The 21,673-nt window shown below is 66.9% G+C and carries 21 protein-coding genes, 1 pseudogene and 1 riboswitch; of the genes and pseudogenes, 7 read left to right on the top strand and 15 right to left on the bottom strand.

The features are described from left to right. Nucleotides 1-136 precede the first annotated feature (136 nt). Nucleotides 137-1,960 carry a phosphomethylpyrimidine synthase ThiC gene (gene thiC / locus NUU27_RS19990; protein ID WP_257763957.1) on the bottom strand — a complete coding sequence of 608 codons (1,824 nt, stop codon included), beginning with the start codon at nt 1,958-1,960 and terminating at the stop codon, nt 137-139. Between the two features lie 106 nt (nt 1,961-2,066). Further along, nucleotides 2,067-2,193: riboswitch (TPP riboswitch) on the bottom strand. 128 nt (nt 2,194-2,321) lie between these two features. Beyond that, nucleotides 2,322-3,485, bottom strand: a complete 1,164-nt coding sequence (locus tag NUU27_RS19985; RefSeq protein WP_257763956.1) for a pyridoxal phosphate-dependent aminotransferase — start codon at nt 3,483-3,485, stop codon at nt 2,322-2,324. Nucleotides 3,486-3,594: 109 nt separating this feature from the next. Here NUU27_RS19985 and NUU27_RS19980 point away from each other — a divergent pair, with 109 nt between their 5' ends. Beyond that, nucleotides 3,595-4,257 carry a GntR family transcriptional regulator gene (locus NUU27_RS19980; protein ID WP_257763955.1) on the top strand — a complete coding sequence of 221 codons (663 nt, stop codon included), beginning with the start codon at nt 3,595-3,597 and terminating at the stop codon, nt 4,255-4,257. A gap of 55 nt (nt 4,258-4,312) precedes the next feature. On the opposite strand, the gene NUU27_RS19975 is transcribed toward NUU27_RS19980, so the two are convergent. Further along, the gene (locus NUU27_RS19975; protein ID WP_257763961.1) at nt 4,313-5,026 is read right to left on the bottom strand and encodes a FadR/GntR family transcriptional regulator; all 714 of its coding nucleotides are present in this window, start codon (nt 5,024-5,026) and stop codon (nt 4,313-4,315) included. 207 nt (nt 5,027-5,233) lie between these two features. Here NUU27_RS19975 and NUU27_RS19970 point away from each other — a divergent pair, with 207 nt between their 5' ends. Genes NUU27_RS19970 through NUU27_RS19960 form a run of 3 tightly spaced genes read left to right on the top strand, consistent with a single transcriptional unit; the run spans nt 5,234 to nt 7,685 of the window. Then, nucleotides 5,234-6,163 carry a 2-dehydro-3-deoxygalactonokinase gene (locus NUU27_RS19970; protein WP_257763954.1) on the top strand — a complete coding sequence of 310 codons (930 nt, stop codon included), beginning with the start codon at nt 5,234-5,236 and terminating at the stop codon, nt 6,161-6,163. Then, on the top strand, nt 6,160-6,810 hold the full coding sequence (locus tag NUU27_RS19965; RefSeq protein WP_257763953.1) for a 2-dehydro-3-deoxy-6-phosphogalactonate aldolase: 651 nt from the start codon (nt 6,160-6,162) through the stop codon (nt 6,808-6,810). Before NUU27_RS19970 ends, NUU27_RS19965 begins: the two co-directional genes overlap by 4 nt. Next, the gene (locus NUU27_RS19960; protein ID WP_257763951.1) at nt 6,807-7,685 is read left to right on the top strand and encodes an SMP-30/gluconolactonase/LRE family protein; all 879 of its coding nucleotides are present in this window, start codon (nt 6,807-6,809) and stop codon (nt 7,683-7,685) included. The genes NUU27_RS19965 and NUU27_RS19960 overlap by 4 nt, the downstream gene beginning before the upstream one ends. A gap of 100 nt (nt 7,686-7,785) precedes the next feature. Here the strand turns inward: NUU27_RS19960 and NUU27_RS19955 are convergent, their stop codons facing one another. Continuing rightward, a complete protein-coding gene (locus tag NUU27_RS19955) occupies nt 7,786-8,142 on the bottom strand; it encodes a hypothetical protein (protein ID WP_257763950.1) in 357 nt (118 codons plus the stop codon). 278 nt (nt 8,143-8,420) lie between these two features. Between NUU27_RS19955 and NUU27_RS19950 the strand changes: the two genes are divergently transcribed. Then, nucleotides 8,421-8,879 carry a nuclear transport factor 2 family protein gene (locus tag NUU27_RS19950; protein WP_257763949.1) on the top strand — a complete coding sequence of 153 codons (459 nt, stop codon included), beginning with the start codon at nt 8,421-8,423 and terminating at the stop codon, nt 8,877-8,879. A 43-nt stretch (nt 8,880-8,922) separates the two neighbouring features. Here the strand turns inward: NUU27_RS19950 and NUU27_RS19945 are convergent, their stop codons facing one another. Next, nucleotides 8,923-10,440, bottom strand: coding sequence for a winged helix-turn-helix domain-containing tetratricopeptide repeat protein (locus tag NUU27_RS19945; protein WP_257763948.1), 1,518 nt, complete (start codon nt 10,438-10,440; stop codon nt 8,923-8,925). 170 nt (nt 10,441-10,610) lie between these two features. Between NUU27_RS19945 and NUU27_RS19940 the strand changes: the two genes are divergently transcribed. Then, entirely contained in the window at nt 10,611-11,798 is a 1,188-nt protein-coding gene (locus tag NUU27_RS19940) for an MFS transporter (RefSeq protein ID WP_257763960.1), read from the top strand. 41 nt (nt 11,799-11,839) lie between these two features. Here NUU27_RS19940 and pyrF read toward each other — a convergent pair whose 3' ends face one another. The 8 genes from pyrF to NUU27_RS19900 form a co-directional block, all read right to left on the bottom strand. Continuing rightward, nucleotides 11,840-12,736: an orotidine-5'-phosphate decarboxylase gene (gene pyrF, locus NUU27_RS19935; protein WP_257763946.1), complete on the bottom strand. Its 897-nt coding sequence runs from the start codon at nt 12,734-12,736 to the stop codon at nt 11,840-11,842. A 57-nt stretch (nt 12,737-12,793) separates the two neighbouring features. Beyond that, nucleotides 12,794-13,120, bottom strand: a complete 327-nt coding sequence (locus NUU27_RS19930) for a hypothetical protein (protein ID WP_257763945.1) — start codon at nt 13,118-13,120, stop codon at nt 12,794-12,796. Between the two features lie 178 nt (nt 13,121-13,298). Beyond that, nucleotides 13,299-14,582 carry a Zn-dependent hydrolase gene (locus tag NUU27_RS19925; protein WP_257763944.1) on the bottom strand — a complete coding sequence of 428 codons (1,284 nt, stop codon included), beginning with the start codon at nt 14,580-14,582 and terminating at the stop codon, nt 13,299-13,301. Further along, nucleotides 14,579-15,523: a dihydroorotate dehydrogenase gene (locus NUU27_RS19920; RefSeq protein WP_257763942.1), complete on the bottom strand. Its 945-nt coding sequence runs from the start codon at nt 15,521-15,523 to the stop codon at nt 14,579-14,581. Before NUU27_RS19920 ends, NUU27_RS19925 begins: the two co-directional genes overlap by 4 nt. After that, complete coding sequence (locus tag NUU27_RS19915) at nt 15,517-16,362, bottom strand: dihydroorotate dehydrogenase electron transfer subunit (RefSeq protein WP_257763958.1); 846 nt, start codon at nt 16,360-16,362, stop codon at nt 15,517-15,519. The genes NUU27_RS19920 and NUU27_RS19915 overlap by 7 nt, the downstream gene beginning before the upstream one ends. Next, complete coding sequence (locus tag NUU27_RS19910) at nt 16,362-17,651, bottom strand: TRAP transporter large permease (protein ID WP_257763941.1); 1,290 nt, start codon at nt 17,649-17,651, stop codon at nt 16,362-16,364. Before NUU27_RS19910 ends, NUU27_RS19915 begins: the two co-directional genes overlap by 1 nt. Next, the gene (locus NUU27_RS19905) at nt 17,651-18,151 is read right to left on the bottom strand and encodes a TRAP transporter small permease (RefSeq protein WP_257763940.1); all 501 of its coding nucleotides are present in this window, start codon (nt 18,149-18,151) and stop codon (nt 17,651-17,653) included. Before NUU27_RS19905 ends, NUU27_RS19910 begins: the two co-directional genes overlap by 1 nt. A gap of 209 nt (nt 18,152-18,360) precedes the next feature. Continuing rightward, nucleotides 18,361-19,386, bottom strand: a complete 1,026-nt coding sequence (locus tag NUU27_RS19900; protein ID WP_257763939.1) for a TRAP transporter substrate-binding protein — start codon at nt 19,384-19,386, stop codon at nt 18,361-18,363. A gap of 195 nt (nt 19,387-19,581) precedes the next feature. On the opposite strand from NUU27_RS19900, the gene NUU27_RS19895 reads away from it, so the two are divergent. Continuing rightward, nucleotides 19,582-20,487, top strand: coding sequence for a helix-turn-helix domain-containing protein (locus NUU27_RS19895; RefSeq protein WP_257763938.1), 906 nt, complete (start codon nt 19,582-19,584; stop codon nt 20,485-20,487). 40 nt (nt 20,488-20,527) lie between these two features. Here the strand turns inward: NUU27_RS19895 and surE are convergent, their stop codons facing one another. Both surE and NUU27_RS19885 read right to left on the bottom strand, forming a co-directional pair. Further along, on the bottom strand, nt 20,528-21,280 hold the full coding sequence (gene surE, locus NUU27_RS19890; protein ID WP_257763937.1) for a 5'/3'-nucleotidase SurE: 753 nt from the start codon (nt 21,278-21,280) through the stop codon (nt 20,528-20,530). Continuing rightward, nucleotides 21,268-21,673 (bottom strand): annotated as a pseudogene (locus NUU27_RS19885) (MBL fold metallo-hydrolase); the annotation flags it as partial. The pseudogene NUU27_RS19885 and the gene surE, both read right to left, overlap by 13 nt.

Raw genomic sequence — 21,673 nt, 5'->3', positions numbered from 1 at the left:
ATCGAAGCTTCGCTTGTTCTGCACCGTGTAAGACTGGCGAAACCCTCTCCGCCGTCCGATCTCCCCCCTTGAGGGGGAGATGCCCGGCAGGGCAGAGGGGGGCGCAACGAGGCGCCCCTCGCCGACGATGACATCCCTACTCACCACGCGCCTCCCCGAGCGGCATGTAGAGTGCGCCGCCCTCGCGGAATTTCTCCGCCATCTTCTCCATGCCCTCCTTCTGCGCGCCCTCCTGGCGGGCAGCGTCGCGGATGTCGTGGGAAATCCGCATGGAGCAGAATTTCGGCCCGCACATGGAGCAGAAATGCGCCACCTTGTGCGCCTCCTTGGGCAGCGTCTCGTCGTGGAAGGCGCGTGCCGTCTCGGGGTCGAGCGACAGGTTGAACTGGTCTTCCCAACGGAACTCGAAGCGCGCCCGCGACAGCGCGTCGTCACGCAGCTTCGCCGCCGGATGCCCCTTGGCAAGATCGGCCGCGTGGGCGGCGATCTTGTAGGTGATGACGCCGGTCTTCACGTCGTCGCGGTCGGGCAGGCCCAGATGCTCCTTCGGCGTGACGTAGCAGAGCATGGCCGTGCCGAACCAGCCGATCATCGCCGCGCCGATGCCACTGGTGATGTGGTCGTAGCCGGGCGCGATGTCGGTGGTGAGCGGCCCAAGCGTGTAGAACGGAGCCTCGCCGCAAACCTCGAGCTGCTTGTCCATGTTCTCCTTGATCTTGTGCATCGGCACATGGCCGGGGCCCTCGATCATCACCTGGCAGTCCTTTTCCCAGGCGATCTTGGTGAGTTCCCCCAACGTCTCCAGCTCGGCGAACTGCGCCGCGTCGTTGGCATCGGCGATGGAGCCGGGGCGCAGCCCGTCGCCGAGCGAGAAGGAGACGTCGTAGGCGCGGCAGATGTCGCAGATCTCGGCAAAATGCTCGTAGAGGAAGCTCTCCCTGTGGTGGTGCAGGCACCATTTGGCCATGATCGAGCCACCGCGCGAGACGATGCCCGTCACCCGGTCGACGGTGAGCGGAATGTAATGCAGCCTGACGCCGGCATGGATGGTGAAATAGTCGACGCCCTGCTCGGCCTGCTCGATCAGCGTGTCGCGGAAGACCTCCCAATTGAGATCCTCGGCGATGCCGCCCACCTTCTCCAGCGCCTGGTAGATCGGCACGGTGCCGATCGGCACCGGCGAGTTGCGGATGATCCATTCGCGGATGTTGTGGATGTTGCGGCCGGTGGAGAGATCCATCACCGTGTCGCCGCCCCAGCGCGTCGCCCACACCATCTTCTCCACTTCCTCGGCCATCGAGGAGGTGACGGCGGAGTTGCCGATATTGGCGTTGATCTTCACGAGGAAATTGCGGCCGATGATCATCGGCTCGGATTCGGGATGGTTGATGTTGGCGGGGATGATGGCGCGGCCGCGCGCCACCTCGTCGCGCACGAATTCCGGCGTCACGAAGTCCGGTATGGCAGCCCCGAAGCTCTCGCCGTCGCGCGCGAGCGCCTGTTTCGCTGCGGCGCGGCCCAGATTCTCGCGGATCGCGATGAATTCCATCTCCGGCGTGACGATGCCGGCGCGCGCATAGGCGAGCTGCGTGACGGCCTTGCCGTCCCGGGCCTTCACGGGCCGTTGGCGCAGGGGAAACTCCGGCGTCAGCCGGTCGCCCGACACGAAGCCGTTGTCGGCCGGCTTCACGCTGCGCCCTTCATAGGCTTCCACGTCTCCACGCGCCCTGATCCAGGCTTCGCGCAGCCGCGGCAGGCCCTTGTCGATCTGGATCGGCGCATCGGGATCGGTGTAGGGGCCGGACGAATCATAGACCGTCACCGGCGGCTCGCCGGCGCTCGGGTGGACGGCGATCTCGCGCATCGGCACGCGGATGTCGGGGTGCATCGTTCCGGATTTGTAGACTTTCCGCGACGCGGGCAACGGGCCGGTGGTCACGGTCGGGGCAAAAGCGTCCATGGGTCAGAGCCTCCTCTGCTCAGTCAGCAATGGAGACCCAGTTCGTGCCGAGAGGAGGAAGAGCTTCGCAGGCAGCGGCCGGATACGGCTGTTATGAGCCCCATGACCCGCGAAGCGTGCACCATCCCTACGCCAGTATGAACTGGATCAGGTTCATCGGGTCACTGCGCTGCACGGTCATCCCGTGCCCAGCAGTATCTCAGCCCCTTGGCGGGACCCCCCAGGTGAGGCTTTAGGGTGAGGGAAGCGCGGGCGGTTTGTCAAGCACCCGTCGCGCGCCCCTCTGGTCTGCTGCGCAGAGGGGCGGGCACCCGCCGACCGCGCCGCGCCGCGCAGACTGCCTCGCCAAACCAGGAAACGCCTAAACGCCCCAGGCACGGCGCACGCGCTCGCGGATGCCGGTCAGGCGCGCCGTCGGTTCATTGGCGAAGACGAAGCGCAGATAGCGCCCGGCGCGCTCGTCCGCGCCCCAGCCGGTCATCGGCGTGGCGGCGATCGCCCCCTTTTCGAACAGGCGCTTGGAGGCCTCCGACGGCTTCATGCCCAACGCCACCGTGTCGATCAGCAACGACCACCCGCCGTCCGGCCGCACCACCGGCAGGCCGTCCAGCTCGACGAGGATCGCATCACGCCTGGCCTTCCATTCGGCCGTGGCCGCCGCCACGCCGTCATCCGCTGCGGTGATCGCGGCGGCGGCCCCGGGCATGGCGATGCCCACCTGGCAGACCACGTTGGTGAGGCTGACAAGACCGATATCGTTCATGATGGCCTGCGGCCCGGTGACCCAGCCGACGCGCCAGCCGATCATCCGGTATTCCTTCGACACGCAGCCGACGCTCACCGTGCGCTCGGCGAGCCCCTCCAGGCTCGCGGGATGGATCACCGGCTCTCCCGTGAAGAGAATGCGCTCCATCGCCGCGTCATGCAGCAGAAAGGCGCCGGTCTTGCGGACCACTTCGGCGATGGCCTCCCATTCGGCCCGCGTGTGCACGATGCCGGAGGGCATGGAGGGGCTCATGGTGAGCACGGCCTTCGTCCTGCCCGTCGCCGCGCCGGCGAGCGCTTCCAGATCGAGCCGCCAGCCGCCGTCGACAACTGTCAACGGCACCAGCCGCGGCACGCCGCCGGCGAGCCGGATGCGGTTGATGAGGCCCGCATAGGCGGGATCGGTTATGATGACCTCGTCGCCGGGCTCCAGCATGGCAAGCAGCGCGTTGAGGATTCCGGAGAGACCGCCCGCCGAAATCACGCACTGGCTCTTCCAGTCGTAGGAGACGCCCGTCGTCCCGGCAAGCCGCGCGCAGGCCGCCTGGCGCAGCGCGTCGATCCCCAGGAAAGGCAGATAGCTGTTGGCGTCGTCGCGGTGGATCGCCGCAAGCGTCGCCTCGACCGCCTCGCGCGGCGGCCGAATGTCGGTGTCGAGGTTTTCCAGCCTCAGCATTTCGGCGCTACCCGCCGCATCGGCGGCATCCCCCATCTTGTCCACGCCGATGCCCGGGATGTGACGCAGCCGCTCTACGGTCATGCTCTTCCTTTCAGTATCCATTTTTATAAATTGGATACTATTTTTTGGATTGCTGTCAATTGACCACCCCTTTACACAGGCGGACGAGAGGCCGGAGATACGGGCGGAAATGGACCAGGCAACCGAGAAGCGCGGCGAGCAGGCGGAGCGCATCGCCGCCGGATTGCGGCAGGAGATCGTTTCGGGAAGGCTTGCCGCCGGCTCTCCCCTTCGCCAGGAAAGGATCGCCGAAACCTACGGCACGAGCCGCATGCCGGTGCGTGATGCCTTACGCCTGCTCGAGGCCGAAGGGCTGGTGCAGATGGCACCCAACAAGGGTGCGACGGTCGCGCTCCTCAACGCGGCAGAGTTCCGGGAGATCTATGAAATGCGCGGCGCCGCCGAGGTGCTGGCATTGCGGCTCGCCATTCCCGAACTGACCAACCGTCAGATCGAGCGGGCAGCCGACATACAGGGTGCCGCCGAGAGATCGTCCATCAAGGAATTCGGCGCGCTGAACAAGGCTTTCCACATGGCGCTGTATGAGCCTTGCGCGCGGCCGCGCCTTCTCGCCCACATTGCCGGCTTGAACGACCTGGCCGACCGCTATCTGCGCGTCGCGGCCATCGAGCTCGACTATGTGCAACAGTCGCACCGCGAGCACCATGCGCTGCTCGATGCCTGCCGCCGCCGCGATGAGAAGGGCGCCTGCGCGATCCTGTGGGCACACATCGAGGATGCGGGCCGCGCCCTCCACGCGCTTCTGTCGCCGCGGATGCAGCCGTTGCGATAGATCATGTGCGGATGTGCTCGATCCTCAGGGGCCGCGCTCCGTTTCTCTTCACGTCTCACGGCTTGCCGGCCCGCGCGGCCGTCACGTCGTGCCTGGCCTTGACGATCAGCCGCAAGGCGAGCTCGCGGGCGGCCTCCGCATCGCGCAGGCGCAATGCCTCGACGAGGGCGCGGTGCTGCTCGATCGATACGCTGAGATCGTCCACGGAATGCGCGGAGGTGGTGAGCATGAAGCTCAGCGCCGCCTCCATGAGGGAGCCGAACTGCCGGAAGATCCTGTTGTGGCTCGCCTTCAGAAGGGCCTGGTGGAAGATGACGTCGGCGGCGATGAAGCGCTCGATGTCTTCGGCCACGGCCATCGCCTTCCACGCCGCTTCGAGGTCGGCCAGTTCCTGCATCGTGGCACGCCCGGCCGCCAGCTCGGCGGCCGCCGGCTCGATGGAGCGGCGCGCTTCGAGAATGCAGTCGACGAGGCCGAGATCATCGAGCGAGGGGCCGATCCACTCCAGCACCTGCGCGTCCAGGACGTTCCAGTCGTCCTGCTCGCTGACCACGGTGCCAATCCGCGGGCGGCTGGTCACGAGGCCCTTGGCCTGCAGGACCTTGAGCGATTCGCGTATGACGGTGCGGCTCACGCCGTATTGCCCGCAAAGGTCGCTTTCGCGCGGCAGGGTGGAACCGGCCGGAAATTTTCCGGAAAAAATCTGTCCGGCGATCGACCGCGCAACCGTCGTGCGGACGCGCCGAGGCGGCCGGACGGTCGTTTCCATCGTCAAGTCGCTCACTGCCTTTCCATGCTGCCGGCGGGGCCTCGGGGCTCAGAACCCGGGTCGACACGGCGCCGATCATCCCCACTTCCTTCTTGTCAAATCAATAGCATCATTTATCATACAAATGCAATTTACTAATATGATAATAGAACCATACCTTGCGGGAGGAGATCGCATGCGCACCGTGAAGGGCAGGGCCTGAGAACGATGGCTCGCGTTGCGTCATCGCCGTTCTGCGCCGCCGTCGACTGGGGGACCAGCAGCTTTCGCCTCTGGCTCCTCGACGGCGAGGGCGAGGTGCTTGCCGAAAGCCGCAGCCACGAGGGCATGATGCACTGCGCGTCGTCCGGCTTCGCGCCCGTGCTTAACGCGCATCTTCGCGCCGTCGGCGCCGACGGGACCCTGCCGGTGATGATCTGCGGCATGGCCGGCGCACGGCAGGGCTGGGTGGAGGCGGCCTACGCGCTCGCCCCGACGCGGCTCGCCGACCTTGCCGCCGGGGCCGTCGCGGTGCCCGATCCGGCGCGCGAGATCCGCATCCTGCCGGGCATCGCGCAGGAGGATGCCCAGGCGCCGAACGTCATGCGCGGTGAAGAAACCCAGCTGCTCGGCGGAATGCCCGGCGCGTCCGACGCCCTTGCCTGCATGCCGGGCACACACAGCAAATGGGTGACGGTCGCCGGCGGCGCGGTCCGCCGCTTCGACACCTTCATGACGGGCGAGCTCTTCTCGGTCCTGGCCAGGCATTCCATCCTCAAGCACGCGGTCGACGGGGAAGGGCAGGGGATCGCTCCGGACCACCCCGCTTTTCTGGCGGCGCTGGACCGAACACTGGAGACGCCGTCCGGCGCCCTGGCGGATCTGTTCGGCGTGCGCGCCGCGCAACTGCTGGGCCACGAACAACGGGCCGATGGCGCTGCCCATCTGTCCGGCCTGCTGATCGGCGCGGAACTCGCTGCCGCGCGGGCGCGGCATGCCGGCGTGAACGAGGTCGTCCTGATCGCCTCGGGCGGCATCGCAGAACTCTATCTGTCTGCTCTGAAGCGCTGCGGTTTCGAGGTCGAAACCGTCGATGCGGAGATGGCCTCGCGGCGCGGCCTCCACCTTTGCGCCCGCCAATTGTGGGGAACGTCATGAACGGGACATCGCCTGCCACGTGGCCGGGCCCAGGCCGGGCACTGGTCGCCATCCTGCGCGGCATCGCACCTGAAGAGGTGGAGGCAACGGTCGCGATGCTGATCGAGGAAGGCATCACGACGATCGAGGTGCCCCTCAATTCGCCCGATCCCTTCCGGTCGATCGAGACAGCCGTGGCGAGCGCGAGCGGGGCCGCCCTGATCGGCGCCGGCACGGTGCTGACCGTCGAGGAAGTGGACCGCCTGGCCGCAGTGGGCGGCCGGCTCGTCGTCAGCCCGAACACGGATGCGGCGGTGATCGAGCACAGCCGGCGGCTCGGGCTGGTCTCGATGCCGGGCGTCTTCTCGCCAAGCGAGGCGCTGCTGGCCCTGAGGAGCGGAGCATCGGGGCTGAAATTCTTTCCCGCCTCCGTTCTCGGCCCCTCGGGCATTGCCGCCATCAGGGCGGTCCTTCCTCCCGACACGACGGTTTGTGCGGTCGGCGGCGTTTCCGAAACATCCTTTGCCGGATATGCAAAGGCCGGCGTGCGCGCCTTCGGCCTCGGAACGAATCTCTACCGGCCGGGCGACGGCATCGAGACCGTCAGGTCCAACGCGCGCCGGATCATTGCTGCCTATGATGCCGTGTTTGCGGGAGGAGAAGCATGACCGAAACAGCCTGGACGGTGCTCGACGACCATCGCTGCGTGCTGGGCGAGGGGCCCACCTACGACCCGGTGACCGGCACCGCGTGGTGGTTCGACATTCTCGGCAAGCGCCTGTTCGAGCATCGGCTCGCGAAGCGGCGGACGCTGGTTCATCCGTTGCCGGAACTGTCGAGCGCCATCGCCCGCGTCGACGACCACCGGCAGCTTCTGGTGACGGAGACCGGGCTCTATCTGCGCGACGTCAGGGACGGCCGCCTCGCGCTTCACCGCCCGCTCGAAGCCGACAATGCGGCGACCCGCTCCAACGATTCCCGCGTGCATCCCTGCGGCGCGCTGTGGGTGGGCACGATGGGCAAGTCCGCCGAGGAAGGGGCCGGGTCGATCCACTGGTATTTCCGTGGCGAATTGCGGACGCTGTTCACCGGCATCACCGTCACCAACGCCATCTCTTTCTCGCCCGACGGGCGGCTCGGCTATTTCACCGATACGCCGACCCGCCAGATCATGCGCGTCGCGCTCGACCCTGAAACGGGCCTGCCGACAGGCACGCCCGAGCCGTTCTCGGCCCCTTCGCAGAACGGCGAGCCGGACGGCGCCGTCACCGATGCGGCCGGCAATCTCTGGGTCGCCCGGTGGGGCGGCGGCGGCGTCGAGGTGATGTCGCCCGAAGGCGTCCTGTTGCGGAAGCTCCCGCTGCCGGCATCGCTGACCACCTGCCCGGCCTTCGTCGGCGCCGAAGGTGACCGCCTGCTCGTCACCTCCGCTTCGGTCGGGCTCGATCCCGAGGCCGAGGGGAACGCACTTGCCGGATGCACCTTCCTGTTCGACCTCGACGCGCCCGTCGGCCGCTTCGACCCCGCCGTGCGCCTCAACTAGCGCGGCGGCCTGACGGGTTTCGGGCCGCGCCCGTTCCATAATGCATATTATGCGATTTTGCCGCGCCGATGAGACAGCGTTTTGGGAATGCCGCTACCGTCTAATCGGGCGCCATCTGGCAATTGGCGCCGACCCACTTATTGAGCGAAGTGTTGAGTTCATTATCCATGTCAGAGGCCGTGCAAACCGGGTATCGATCATCGCCACGCCGCGCCATGCTGAGGCTTGTATATTGATCAACGAGGGCAGAATGATCCATGGGTTGCCCCTGCCGTAAGGAAAGCTGCATCATGCAATTTGCGTAGCCATCCGTACCAGCCGCAAAGCCGTAATCCTCACACTGCTTCTGGGCAATCGGTGTCTGAACCGTATTGTCATCGGCTGTTGTGCAGCCCGCCAAAAATCCGGCAAGCAATATAAATGGCGTAGAAGCTATTGGGCGCATCAACTCTTCCATTATTGAGCTCGAGCCAGTCTTTGGTTGAAAGTATGGCGGCGAAGGCCACCCCCGGCAAGCATGATTCAACCCGGCCACCGTAGAGCTGCGGACTGGATCAGTCTCCATCCTTTTCCGGATGTCATACAAGAGGCTTACATTATGGTTGCTCTGAGCAATAACTGCGCCGGCTTCAAAATCTACCTCTCATTACCTCCGGCGTAATCGACCGCTCTCCCGTCCCCTGGCAGGATCGCGCCTATCGACACGAACCCCGCCGCAGACGCAAGGAGAGCGCCATGTCCGTCGAACCCGCCGCCACCATCGAGGCTCCGGCCGCCGCCACGCATCCGGCGGCACAGGCCACCCGGGCCGTCGTGCAGGCATTTCTTGCCGCAAGGGCGGCTGGCGACACCGATCGGATCGCGGCGCTCTTTGCCGACGAGGTCGACTGGCTGCTCGCTGAGAACCCCACCGTTCCGTGGATCCGGCCGCGATCCACGGCCGCAGAATGCGCCGCGCAGCTAACGGAGCTGATGGAGCACACCGTGCCCGAGGATGCCCGTGCCAGCGTCGACACCTTCCTCGTCGACGGCACCGACGCCGTCCTGATGGGACACGTGTCGGGAACCGTGCGCGCGACGGGCAAGGCCTTCGAGGGGCCGTTCGCCTTGCGCCTCACCGTCGAGGATGGCCGGATCACCAGGCACCACCTTTATGAGAACAGCCTGTCGATCGCCGCGGCCTGCGTCCCGTGAGGGTGCGGGGCCTGCACCGGAAATCACACGCCACGCAGCAGCCTCACTCCGGCAGGCCGGCCTTGCGATGGCCCTCGACGAAGCGTGCGAGCGTGGCGGCATCGCGGAAGGGCTCCGTCGCGGCCCAGTGGCGGATGGTGAATTGCGGGTTGCCGACGAGAAACAGCTCGGCCTCGGCGTGCGCCTCGTCCAGCCGGCCGAGCTGCGCGAGGCTTGCCGCCAGGAAGCGGCGCGAGCTCGTGCGATAGGTCTCGTCCCTGCGCAGCGTCTCGATGGCGGCTTCGTAGTCGCCGGCCGCATATTGCGCCTGGCCGAGCGCCAGGTAATACCAGCTTGCCGGAAACGGGTTCAGCCGGAACGCCTTGCGGATGTGCTCGAGGCCCTCCTCCACCCGCCCCGCCAGCACAGCGATGTCGGACAGGGCCGCCCATGTGTCGGCCTCGTCCGGGTCGAGCTCGATCGCCCTGGCGAACTCCGCCTCCGCCTCGGCGAAATTGCGATCGTAGGCGAGCAGGTAAGCCAGCACCCAGCGGCATCCCGCATCGTCGGGATCGATCGCCACCGCCTTGCGCGACAGCGACAGGGCGGCGCTACGGTCGGATTCGGACGGTCCGCCGCTGTGCACCCATCCCATCCAGTGGTTCATGGCAAGCCAGCGATAGGCCTCGGCATAGTGCGGATCGAGCGAAACCGCGCGCTCCAGCATCAGATGCGCTTCCCGGGCCGCCTGCGGCGTGTCATCCATCAGCCTGCGCGCCCGCATGCACAGATCCTGGGCCTCCTGGTTGCCGGGCCGCCTGCGCGGCGAGCGGGCGCGCAGCCGGGCGAGCAATGCCTCGACGATCCTGGCCGTCACCTCGTCCTGAACGGCGAACACGTCCTTGAGACTGCGGTCGAAGCGTTCGGCCCACAGATGCTCGCCACTCACCGTGTCAACCAGTCGGGCATTGACGCGCACGCGCCCGGCGGCGGCCCTCGCGCTCCCCTCCAGCAGGTAGCGCACGCCATGATCCTGCGCTGTCTCGCGCACCTCCGTCGCCGCTGCCTTGCCGGCGAAGGCCGGGTTGCGCGCGACGACGAACAGGCCCGAGACGCCGGAAAGGTCGGTGATCAGATCTGCGGTCAGCCCGGCGGCGAAGGAGTCCTGCTCGGGATCGTTGCCGACATTGACGAAGGGCAGCACGGCGATCGACGGTCTGCCGGACGGCGGCAGAGGCCCTCGCCGCGCCGCGCTGAGCTGCTCGACCGGCCTTGTGAAGCGGTAGCCGACGCGCGGAACGGTGGAGATCCATTCGCCGCCGTCGGCGGCCGGACCCAGCAGCTTGCGCAGCAGCGCGATCTGGACGGTGAGGTTGCCTTCCTCGACCACCCTGCCCGGCCACGCCGCGTCCATCAGCTCGGCCTTGCCGAGGATTTCGCCGGGCCGCGCGACGAGCGCGGCAAGCAGCTTCAGCCCGCGATGGCCAATGGCGACGGGATCATCGTTCCGAAGGAGCGTTCCGGCTTCCGGATCGAGCACGAACGGACCAAAGGCAAAGCGCAAGTCCTGCATACGGCGCATCTATAGCCGGTTCGCATGGCCGCGGAAACACCCGCCGTCCGCCGCGCCCGCCCCGCCGCGCGGCGGGCCCGTTTGGACGTTCTTGAGAACTATTTGGAGAGGCTTAATTACGCCGCTGCCCGCATCCGGCAGACTGCATCCTTTTCCAGATCGGGACAGGACCCATGAACATGGTCGCCGAACGTTCGACGCCGCTGCGAGAAGAGCGGATCCCATGGGCTGCAATGGCCGGCATCATCGCCACCGTCACCGTGTTCGCCGTGGCGCAAGGGCTGACCTATCCCCTGCTCAGCTTCATCCTCGAACGGCAGGGAACGCCGCCCGGCCTGATCGGCCTGTCGGCGGCGATGACGCCGCTGGGCTTCATCGTGTCCGCACCCTTCGTTCCGGCGCTGGCGCGACGCATCGGCGGGGCGCGGCTGGCGATCCTGTGCTCGGTGCTCGCGGCAGCCACCCTCATCGCCATCGCCGGGACACAGGAGGTGCAGGCCTGGATGCCGCTGCGCTTCCTGCTCGGCTTCTTCGCCAACCCGCTTTACGTGATCAGCGAAACCTGGCTGCTGTCGATCACCCCGGCGTCGCGCCGCGGCCGCATCATGGGGCTTTATTCGTCCGTCGTCTCTGGCGGTTTCGCCCTCGGCCCGCTGTCGCTCGGCCTGGTCGGCACAAAGGGCTGGCCGCCCTTCATCATCGGCATCGTCGCCTTCCTTGCCTGCGGCCTGATCGTGCTCGCGGTCGTGCCGCGCCTGCCGAGGATAGCGCACGAAGGCAAGGCGATGTCGCTCGGCGGCTTCTTCGCACTGGCGCCCCTCTTGCTGCTGGCGGTTTTCACGGCCGCTGCCTTCGAGCAGATCCTGCTTTCGCTGTTCGCCGTCTATGGCGCCGCGCTTGGCAGCGCCGAGCAGCGCATCGCCTCGCTCATCACCTGCTTCGTGGCGGGCAACGCCGTGCTGCAGGTCTCGCTCGGCCGCGCCGCCGAACGGTTCGGCTCGGCTCGGACCATGCTGTCATGCGTCCTGGCTTCACTGGCCGGATGCCTCGCCCTGCCGCTGATCTTCGACGCATGGCTTGTCTGGCCGCTCGTCTTCGTCTGGGGCGGGGTCTCATTCGGCATCTACACCACGTCGCTGATCCAGCTCGGCGAGCGCTTCACCGGTCAAGCCCTGATCGCCGGCAACGCCGCCTTCGCCTTCGTCTGGGGCATCGGAGGCATTGCCGGCTCGCCGGCCACCGGGTTTGCCATGCAACTGGCCGGGCATCAGGGCCTGCCACTGACCCTCGGCCTGCTGTGCGGCGTGCTGGCGGTGCTTCTGCTGGCGAAGAGACGGCGGGGTTTCGTCGCCGATGAATCCGTTTGACTCGCCGGTCGTACCCGCCGAGCGGCGCATGCTCGGTCCGATCAGCCGGCCGCGGCCGTCTCGTCCTCGCCTGCCGCCATTGGATGGAAATGGGCGATCCTGTCGAGCAGAAGCTGCCCGTAATCGTCGCGCGACATCGACCGGTCGCCGACGCGCAGCAGCCCGCGCGACACCGGCACGATGAGATCGCCCTCATGTCCGCCGCGCAAGGCGCGGATGGTGGCGACATCGCCGCCCTGCGCGCCCATGCCGGGCGCCAGGATGATGGAATTCGGCAGCAGCTCGCGCAGCCGGCGCGCCTCGCTGGCGGCGGTGGCGCCGATCACCGCCCCGACGGGGCTGAGCCCCTCCTCGTCCGTCATCGTTTCGGCAATGGAGCGGATCAGATCGGCCACCCGGTCGGAAATGGCGCGGTTGCCAGACATCCGGTCCTGCAGCCAGGCCGCCCCCGGATTGGAGGTGCGGCACAGGATCAGCACGCCCTTGCCGTGGCGGCGCGCCGCCTCCACGAAGGGTTCGAGCGTGTCGGGGCCCATCAGCGGATTGACGGTCATGCAATCGGCTTCGAAATCGCCGCTGCCGCCCGCCGATTGCGGCACGAGATAGGCATGCGCATAGGCCGCGGAGGTGGCGTCTATATCGCCGCGCTTGGCGTCGAGCACCACGCCGATGCCGGCCGCGCGGGCGCGCTTCATGCCGCGTGAGAGCGCCTCCATGCCGGCCAGCCCGCAAGCCTCGAAATAGGCCGCCTGGAACTTCACGAAGCCGACGGATCCGATGATCGTCGACAGGAGGAAATCGGTGTAGCGCAGGATCCAGTCCGGCCCGTCGTCGAAGACGGCCGGAAGATCGGGCAGATGCGGATCGATGCCTGCCGCCAGGGGGCCGAAACGCGCCGCGTTGGTTCTGGCGCGCTCCGTCCAGGAAATGTGTTCCATGTCGTCGTCCTCCCGTCTGGCCGGCAACACCGCGCCGCCGGCTCGGCAAGGACCGTGTCAGCTCCTGGCGATCTGGGCGGCGAGCCTGGCTGCGACGGCGTTGAGCGCGGCGAGCTTCTCCTCCGCCGAGCCGCCCTTGTGGGCACGGTCCAGCGTATTCACCATGTCACTGAAGATCTCCAGTTCCTCGCCGGCCGCCTTGATGGACAGCGGCTGGTCGTCATAGGCCTCGACGAAACGCTGCGCGGCATAGGCGATCAGGAGAAGCGCTGCCGCGTTCTCCGGCTCGGCGGCGATGCGCGCCCGGGCGGCCCGCGCGCAGCCGTCATAGGCACGCACGCTCCCGCCCTGCTCGTTGAGATCCTTCAGAAACGTATCAAACATGTTCATGTCCTTTGGTATTTGCAGCGGGTGGCCAATGACCGGCCCTGGCGGAAAGCCTCCATCCCGGCGTCTTGCCCGGTGAGCCTGCCATCTCCGTGTGACGGCGGTTGCGGCCGACCTTTCGGAAAGAGAGCCGAAACCCATTTGCCGGCATTTCGCAAGGCTGAATGCTCTGTTCTCATGGCCCCTCCGCCAGAAAAGCGGAAAGAATGTCCACGCCGGCGAGGAAATCGTCGATCTCCATGGCCTCCTGCGGATTGTGCGAGCCGTTGCGGTTGCGCACGAAAACCATGGCGGAGGGAATGCCGGCGGCAGCGAACACGGCTGCGTCGTGTCCGCCGCCGCTCGGCATGACGAAGGGCTCGTGTCCGATCCGGCGCATCGCCTTTTCCAGGCGGGCGACGAGCCCCCTGTCGCACAGCGCCGGCTCGACGCGCAGCTCTTCGCCCAACTCGAAACGCACCTTGCGGTCGCGCTCGATCTCGCGCATCTCGCCCACGAGCAGGTCACGCATGTCGTCCAGCGTGGCCGCCTTCTGGCTGCGGATGTCGAGGCTGAAGGAGACGCTGTCGGGTATCCGCGACATGGCGTGCTTTTCGGGATCGGTCGCCACCACGCCGCTGGTGAGCACCAGATCGTCGCCCTTGTTGAGGATCGTCGTCCAGCTCTCGTCGAGCCGCACCAAAAGGTCGGCCATGGCGAGCACGGGGTCGCGCCGATAGGCCTTGGGCACAGCGCCCGAATGGCCGGCCTCGCCGTGGCAGGTGATCGAACGGTAGCGGATGTTGCCGCGGATGCCGGAGACCACCGCCGCCGGCAGGTCCTTGCCGATCAGGAGCGGCCCCTGCTCAATGTGCAGTTCGAGATAGGCCTCGATGCGGCCGAGGTCGATCAGCGGCCGGCCGGCACGGATGTCGTCCACCGGCAGGCCGATCTCGGCCATATGGTCTTCGAGCGAGCGGCCGTCGCCCTTGTGCCGTGCCACCATCTCGCGGTCGGAGAGCGTGCCGGTGAGCGCCTTCGAGCCGATGTAGCAGGGACCGAACCAGGCGCTCTCCTCGCCGCGCATGGCGAGCACATGCACCGGCCGCGCAAGGCGCAGGCCCATGCGGCGCGCACGGATCAGGCAGAGGAGCCCGGCGACGACGCCGGCAAGACCGTCGAAATTGCCGCCGAAGGGCACGCTGTCGACATGCGAGCCGATCACGACGAAGCGTTCGGCATCGCGGTCGCCCGGCAGCGAGAAATTGGCGTTGCAGCCTGCATCGTACCAGACGTCCAGGCCCTCGGCGCGGGCCACCGCCTCGAGATATTCCAGCGTGCGTGTCTCGATGTCGGAATAGGCCGGGCGGCTGACGCCCTCGACGTCGGGGCTCATTGCGGCGATCTCGCCGAACAGCCGCTCGGCGAGCGCGTGGTCGGCCCTGTGCGCCTCGGCCGGCGGAGCGGGACGGGCGTTCATGGCGCGGCCTCCATGAAGACCACCGCCTCGTCCTGCTCGCCGTCGATGACCGTGCCTATCAGATCCCGAACGCCCGCCAGCCCCTCGTCGGCGAGCCAGGCCTCCAGCCCGTCGATGATGGCGATCATGGCCGTCGGGTGGATGAAGGTGGCGGTGCCGACCTGCACGGCGGTGGCGCCGGCGATCAGATATTCAATGACGTCTTCGACCGTCGAGATGCCGCCGCAGCCGATCACCGGGATGCCGGTCGCGCGCGCGCACTGATAGGCCATGCGCAGCGCGATGGGCTTCAGGCTCGGGCCGGAAAGGCCGCCCATCAGATTGCCGAGCTTCGGCCGGCGCGAGCGGATGTCGATGGCCATGGACAGGATCGTGTTGGCGACGACCAGCGCATCGGCGCCGCCCTCCTCCGCCGCCCGCGCGACTTCCGGCGTCTCGCCGGTGTTCGGCGTGAGCTTCGCCCAGAGGGGCAGGTCGGTGGCGGCCCGCAACCGGCGCATCACGTCATAGGTGGAGGAGGGGCGGATGGCGAAGGCCTTGCCGTCCTCCTCGATGTTCGGACATGAGATGTTGACCTCGATGGCCGCAACGCCCTCGACGCTCACCTCCGAGCACAGCGTCGCGAACTCGTCCGCCGTGTTGCCGGAGATCGAGACGACCAGCGGCGTCTCGTAGCGCCGGTAGAAGGGCACGACCTTTTCCAGGAAGGCGCCGACGCCCTTGCTCGGAATGCCGATGGAGTTGAGCATCGAGCCGCCCACCTCGCAGACGCGCGGCGTCGGATTGCCGTCGCGCCAGCCGCGGGTGATCGTCTTCGTCACATGCGCGCCGAGGCGTTCGAGATCGAAGATCTCGGCCAGTTCCTCCGAGAAGGTGCCGGAGGCCGGCATGATCGGGTTCTTGAGCTTGAGCCCGGCGATGTCGACGGACAGGTCTACCATGCGATCGCCTCCATCATGTCGAAGACGGGCCCCTCGCGGCACACGCGCAGATGCACCTGCTTGTCGCCGCGGTTGAACGGGCGCACGCAGCAGTGGCACATGCCGATGCCGCAGGCCATCTGCTGCTCGAGCGCGATCTGGCCGGGAATGCCATGGCGCGCGCCGATCGTCTGCAGAAGGCGCAGCATGCGGTTTGAGCCGCATGTGTAGAACGCATCGGCCCTGCCCGCCGCGACGAGCCCCTCGATCACGCGCTCCAGATTGTCCGGATCGGACGTGCCTTCGGCGTCGGTGAGCGTGATGACGTCGGCACCCAGATCGGCGAAATAGCCGGTCGACATCAGGTAATCGGGATGGCGGGCGCTGCAGATCGCCGTCAGGCGGCGGCCGAGCCTTTGCGCCTCGAGCGCCAGGGGCGCAAGCGTCGCCAGCCCGACCCCGCGCGCGACGAGGACGAGATCCTGCCAGTGGTCGGCGATGGTGAACGGCACGCCGAGCGGGCCGAGCACGTTGAGGCGTTCGCCGCTGGAAAGGGCGGCGAGCGCGCGGGTGCCGGCCCCGGTCACCTTGTAGAGGAAGTGAAGCTCGCCGCTTTGCGGGTAGAAGCCGTAGATGCTCATGGGGCGCCGCAGATAGGGCGTCTCGCCGCCGGACTGCGGGCACAAAAGATGGAAGAACTGGCCGGCGCGGCAGCGGGCGAGCAATCCAGCCGGGGCGTCGAGCACCAGCTTGCGGTACTCGCCGTTGACCGGATCGTTGCTCTTGACGGCAAGTCCCATCTCGAACGCCTTGAAGGATATCTCCTGCTGGACCGGCATGATCTTCTCGCGCACGCCCATCATCCGAACACGAGCCTCGGCAGGAAGGTCGAGATGTCCGGCAGATAGGTGATCAGGCCCAGCACCACGAGATTGGCGGCGATGAAGGGCCAGACGCCGGCAACGATCGACAGGACCGGCTTCTGCAGGGTCGAGGAGGCGACGAAGATGTCGAGCCCGAAGGGCGGCGTGATCATGCCGATAGAGATGTTCAGCGTGACGATCATGCCGAAATGGACGGGATCGATGCCGAGCGCCATGGCTACCGGATAGAGCGGCGGCACGAGGATCAGCAGCGCCGAATTGGGATCGATGAACATGCCGGCGATGAGGAAGCTGACATTGACGATCAGCAGGAACAGGATCGGCCCGGCGCTGACCGCTTCGAGGAAGCCGGTGATCGCCGCCGGCACCTGGGCCAGCGTGATGAAGTAGGAGAGCAGGCCGCCCATGGCGAGCAGGATGAAGATGATGGCGGTGGAGATCGCCGCCCGTTCGGTGACGGCGAAAAGCTTGCGCCAGGTGAGCTCGCGGAAGACGACGCTCTCGACGAAGATCGCATAGACCACGCTGACGGCCGCCGCCTCGGTGGGCGTGAAGAAGCCGCTGTAGATGCCGCCGAGGATGATGACCGGCATGCCGAGCGCCCAGCCCGCATCGCGGACGGCAAGCGCCCGCTCGCGCCAACTGGTGCGCGGGCCGCGCTCGACGCCGCTGCGGCGCGCCTCGACCGCCGTCATGATGGCGAAGGCAAGGCCGAGCACGAGGCCGACCGCCAGGCCGCCGACGAACAACTTGGCGACCGACGTGCCCGTCATCCAGCCGTAGATGATGAAGGTGATGGACGGCGGGATGAGCAGCGCCGTCTCGGCGCTCGAAACGATGAGGCCGAGGGTGAATTTCTCGCTGAAGCCGGCCGAGCGCATCTCCGGATAGACCATGCGCGCCATGGCGGCGACGGTGGCGGGAGCGGAGCCCGAAACCGAGCCGAAGGCCATCGACCCGCCGATGGTGGTGTAGCCCATGCCGCCGCGCAGATGGCCGACCAGCACCTTGACGAGGCTGGTGAGGCGGCGGGCGATCTGCCCTTCCCCCATCAGTTCGGCGGCGAGGATGAAGAAGGGGATGGCAAGCAGCGTCGTGTGGTTGATGCCGCCAAGAATCTTCTGGGCGATGACCGGGTCCGGCAGCGTTCCGTAGAAGAACTGCTTGATCATCAGTGCCGGCACGCCGAGCACCAGGAACATCTCGAAGCCGAGGATGAGCAGGGCAGCCGCGACGATGACGACGAGCGCGAGAAGGAAGACCATCACTGCTCCTCCGTCGCCTGGCCGGCGAAGCGATCGATGCAGCCGAACAGGCTGAGCGCGTAGCGCAGCGCCATGAGAGCGAAGCCGATGGTGGGCGCGAGATAGATCCAGAAGACCGGGATGTCGAGCGTCGGGCTTCTCTGGCCCATGCCGTGGACGAAGGCGGTCATGCGGTAACCGAGCCAGACGAGATAGAGGCAGAAGACGACGCCGACGGCATCGATGATCCTGCGCAACGGCAGGCCGGTGGCCCGCGCGATGCGCTCGCGCCAGGTGTGGACGCCGGCATGCCTGCCCTTTTCGAGGGCAAGGCCGACGGTGAGGAAGACAAGGAACAGGCTCATCAGCCGCACGGCTTCCTCGATCCAGGCAAAATCGGAGGCGAAGGTGCCGCCCACCTGCCGCGCCAGGACATTGGCAAAGTAGAGCGCGACCATCGCAAGGAAGATGGCGACGGCGGCGAAGCGCTCCGCGGTTCTGATGAATGCAAGTGCTTTCAAAGCTTCAATCCTTGAAAAAAGGAGCCGCTGCCGGGCCCTCTTCAAAGGGTCCGGCATATGAAAGGCAATGCTGTCGTTCGGTTTCCAGATCGCGATGATTTTGGATTGAATCAATTCAAAATCATGAACGCGATCGATACCAAAAAATCAGAGCGGGATGCGGGCGGAAAACCGCTTCACACTTTTCCTCATCCCGCTCTGACGGGCAGCTATTCGGCCGTCGCCGCCCCGTATTCCTGCTCGTAGACGGCGATCAACTTCTCGCCCTCCTCGCCGGCGCGCGCCACATAGGCCGCCCGCGCGGCGGGATACATCTTGTCGCGGAAGGCCGCCTTCTCGTCGTCGCTCATCTCGCGGATGTCGATGCCCGAGCCCTTGATCTCCTCGAGCGCGGCGGCCACCGACTGCGCCTTGTGAGCGATGAGATCCGGAACGACCTCCTGGAACGCGTCGGCAATGGTCTTCTGATGCTCGGCCGGCAGGCTTGCCCACCAGGCTGGGTTGAAGAGGATCACGTCCTCCATCGCCCCGTGATCGGACAGGACCAGGTGCTTCTGCACCTCGTAGAACTTCATGCGCTGGATCGTGTCGAGGGGGTTCTCCTCGCCGTCGACGACACCGGTCTGCAGCGCCGTGTAGAGCTCGCCGAAGGGCAGTGCGATGGCCGAGGCCCCGAGCGAATTGAACTGCTCGATCAGGATGTTGGAATCCATGACGCGGAACTTCTGCCCGGCGAAGTCGTCGATGCCGGTGAGCGGCTTGGACGAGGTGAAGCTTTTCCTGCCGTTCGGCCACAAGCCGATGCAATGGACGCCGCGCGTCTCGAAGGAACCGCACAGGGCCTCGCCGAACGCGCCGCCGCGGATCTTCTGCGCCGTGGCGTCGTCGCCCGGCAGCAGGAAGGGAATGTCGAGGATGGAGACGGCCGGATTGAAGCCGCCGAGAAAGGCGGCCGGAGCAACCGTCGCCTCGAGCGTGCCGAGCTGGACGCCCTCGGTCATCTCACGCTGCTGCCCGAGCTGGCCCTGCGGGAAAAGCTGGAACTCGACGGCGCCGTTGGTGCGCTCGGAAACCAGCTTCGCAACCTTCTCGAGGAAAACGTGGCGCGATTGCTGCGCCGATTCCAGATGGCCGATCTTGGCCACGAAATCCGCCGCCCATGCGCCCGTCGCGACCATGGCGCCGGCCACGGCGACGACAGCCGATGCGGCCAGTCTACGAACGATATGCTTCATTGTTCCGCCTCTTCTTGGCTTTTTAAAAAAACAGCCTACGAACCCATTCCAGCGCTGTCAACGAAAATCTCAAAAATGAGACACAAGGGGATTTTGTACCATTAATGATCCCATCGGCTATAATTGAGCAGATGCGTTGACAAGCCCATGGGATGGACCCGATAACGGAACAGGGGAAACGTTGCGAGAGAAAACTTGACGCACGCAGACTTGATCAGGTTCAGCGATATCGGCGCGCGGCTGCGCGCCCATCGCCTCGGCAAGGGCCTGACGCCGGATGCGCTGGCCGAGAAGCTCGGAATCTCGCGCGCCGCGCTCTACCGGGCCGAAAAGGGCGAGATCCGCAAGATCGAGATGCTGACCAGCATCGCCGACGAGTTGGGGGTCTCCCTGCCGAGCCTGATGGGCGTCGGTGTCGAATATGTCAGCACCGCCATCGCCTTCTTCGAGCGCATGCGCCAGCTCGAGGAAGGCTGCCAGCAGGTCATCGGTCTGTTCAGCCCCGTCTCCTATCTTTTGACATCGGATGCCTATGACGACGTCCTGCGCGAGGTGCTGCGCGAATCCATTCCCGACGGCGTCGACGCCGACGGCAAGTCGGCGGAGGCCGTCGATGCCCTGATCGACATCCTGCGGGCCCGCAAGCAGGCGTTCCGGCTGCGCCGCCCCCTGATCGTCAGCCTGATCGCCACGGCCGATCTCGAGCGGTTCCTGCTGCACGGCCTGATCGGCCGCCACGACCTGCCGGCAGCGGTGGTCAGGCAGCGGCGACTGCAGGCGCGGCGCGAGGCCGAATACATCCTGTCGATGCTGCGCGAGCAGCCGATCGGCATCCAGATCGGCATCGTGCGCGAGCCGGTGCCGGCGACAAGCTTCCAGATCTTTCGCCAAAGCGACCGCTCGGTGCTGGCGATCAGCCCCTTCCGGCTCGGCGAGCAACCGAACATCCGCGTCGGCGTCGCGCTCATCACCTCGGCGCCGGAGGCGATGGCGCTGCACGAAGACATCGCCGCGCGGCTGTGGACGGAATCGCTGAAGGGCGAGGAGGCGGCCGCCTATCTGGAAACGATGATCGACAAATACGCGATCGCGCAGGGATAGCCGGCGGCTTTCGCCACCGCCCTTCCCGCCTCTTCTGCCGCTATTTCGCGGCTGCACGCAGCCCCTCCATGAAGGCCGCGGCGAGCGGCGTTTCGCCGAACCAGTTGAGCCGGTTCACCGTCGCGAAGCCCTCGGCGATCAGGCTGTTCTCGTCGCCGGCACGGCTCGTGTGGCGGCGTCCGCGCGGCACGATCAGTTCGACCACATCGCCTTCTTCCCTCACCACCTCAGCCTCGCCGGCGATCTTGTCGCGGCCGATCTGCGGCTGGGCGATCTCAGCGGGCAGGTCCGCGGGAAGGTTGACGCTCAGCCAGTGGCCCTCGAGCGCCCAGGCGCCGCGCGTCTGCCACAGGCGTTCGATCAGCCGCGCCAGCCAGCCGGCATCGCCGGGCTGAAGATTCGCCTCCTTGACGCGCGAGAAGCCGATGGCGGGAACGCCCCAGAAGCTCGCCTCGCGGGCAATCCCGAGCGTGCCGGAATAGGCGAGATCCTCTCCGACATTGCGCCCGTCATTGATGCCGGCGACCACCAGGTCGGGCCGTCCGCCGTCGCGGAACAGCCAGGCCATCGAGGCCACCACGCAGTCGCCCGGTGTGCCCGAGCAGGAGAAGCGGCGCTCGCCGAGCCGGCGCATGGTGAGCGGCCGCCCGACGGTGAGCGAGGCGCCGGCGGCGGTGCGCTTGCCGTCGGGCGCCACGACCCAGACGTCGTCGGTGATCTTGGCCGCCGCCTCGGCCGCCAGCGCGAGACCACGGGCTTCGATGCCGTCGTCGTTGGAAATCAGGATGCGCATGCGCCGCCTCCGTTGGCCTGATAGGTCTGCCCCGTGCGAAAGCGCGTTTCGAGGGCGGGGATGTGTTCGCGAAGGTCTTCGAGCACCTGCGGCTCGCAGGAGTGACCGAGGACGGCCGGGCGGCCGGCCCCGTTCCACAGGGCCACGTTCTCGGGCAGGGTCGGGTGCGTGGGCATGCGGATCCAGTCCGCCCTGCCCCGCTCGGCAAGCAGCGCGCCGGGAGAGCCCTGCGGCAGATGGCCGGTGAGCAGGATCGGATAATCCGCGGCGTCGGCGGCGGCGATGGCCGGCCGGGCCGGGCCGGCAACGCCCATCCCGTCATGCACCAGCAGCGGGCAGTCGGGCAGCGGCTCGCCGACGCGCCAGTCCCTCGCAGCAGCCAGCTTGCCGCCG

Origin of the sequence: Nitratireductor sp. ZSWI3 (assembly GCF_024655565.1) — a bacterium.
In the GTDB taxonomy this organism is placed as follows: domain Bacteria; phylum Pseudomonadota; class Alphaproteobacteria; order Rhizobiales; family Rhizobiaceae; genus Nitratireductor.
The sequence above is the reverse complement of the archived record's forward strand: the minus strand, read 5'-3'. Positions and strand labels throughout refer to the sequence as shown.

Bases quoted from the DNA above. Each gene is read 5' to 3' on its own strand.
- NUU27_RS19920 (WP_257763942.1), bottom strand. From the start codon at position 15,523: ATGGTAGACCTGTCCGTCGACATCGCCGGGCTCAAGCTCAAGAACCCG.
- NUU27_RS19950 (WP_257763949.1), top strand. From the start codon at position 8,421: ATGTCCGTCGAACCCGCCGCCACCATCGAGGCTCCGGCCGCCGCCACG.
- NUU27_RS19915 (WP_257763958.1), bottom strand. From the start codon at position 16,362: ATGGGCGTGCGCGAGAAGATCATGCCGGTCCAGCAGGAGATATCCTTC.
- NUU27_RS19965 (WP_257763953.1), top strand. From the start codon at position 6,160: ATGAACGGGACATCGCCTGCCACGTGGCCGGGCCCAGGCCGGGCACTG.
- NUU27_RS19970 (WP_257763954.1), top strand. From the start codon at position 5,234: ATGGCTCGCGTTGCGTCATCGCCGTTCTGCGCCGCCGTCGACTGGGGG.
- thiC (WP_257763957.1), bottom strand. From the start codon at position 1,960: ATGGACGCTTTTGCCCCGACCGTGACCACCGGCCCGTTGCCCGCGTCG.
- NUU27_RS19975 (WP_257763961.1), bottom strand. From the start codon at position 5,026: ATGGAAACGACCGTCCGGCCGCCTCGGCGCGTCCGCACGACGGTTGCG.
- surE (WP_257763937.1), bottom strand. From the start codon at position 21,280: ATGCGCATCCTGATTTCCAACGACGACGGCATCGAAGCCCGTGGTCTC.
- NUU27_RS19910 (WP_257763941.1), bottom strand. From the start codon at position 17,651: ATGGTCTTCCTTCTCGCGCTCGTCGTCATCGTCGCGGCTGCCCTGCTC.
- NUU27_RS19960 (WP_257763951.1), top strand. From the start codon at position 6,807: ATGACCGAAACAGCCTGGACGGTGCTCGACGACCATCGCTGCGTGCTG.
- pyrF (WP_257763946.1), bottom strand. From the start codon at position 12,736: ATGGAACACATTTCCTGGACGGAGCGCGCCAGAACCAACGCGGCGCGT.
- NUU27_RS19925 (WP_257763944.1), bottom strand. From the start codon at position 14,582: ATGAACGCCCGTCCCGCTCCGCCGGCCGAGGCGCACAGGGCCGACCAC.
- NUU27_RS19985 (WP_257763956.1), bottom strand. From the start codon at position 3,485: ATGACCGTAGAGCGGCTGCGTCACATCCCGGGCATCGGCGTGGACAAG.
- NUU27_RS19980 (WP_257763955.1), top strand. From the start codon at position 3,595: ATGGACCAGGCAACCGAGAAGCGCGGCGAGCAGGCGGAGCGCATCGCC.
- NUU27_RS19900 (WP_257763939.1), bottom strand. From the start codon at position 19,386: ATGAAGCATATCGTTCGTAGACTGGCCGCATCGGCTGTCGTCGCCGTG.
- NUU27_RS19940 (WP_257763960.1), top strand. From the start codon at position 10,611: ATGGTCGCCGAACGTTCGACGCCGCTGCGAGAAGAGCGGATCCCATGG.
- NUU27_RS19955 (WP_257763950.1), bottom strand. From the start codon at position 8,142: ATGGAAGAGTTGATGCGCCCAATAGCTTCTACGCCATTTATATTGCTT.
- NUU27_RS19930 (WP_257763945.1), bottom strand. From the start codon at position 13,120: ATGTTTGATACGTTTCTGAAGGATCTCAACGAGCAGGGCGGGAGCGTG.
- NUU27_RS19945 (WP_257763948.1), bottom strand. From the start codon at position 10,440: ATGCGCCGTATGCAGGACTTGCGCTTTGCCTTTGGTCCGTTCGTGCTC.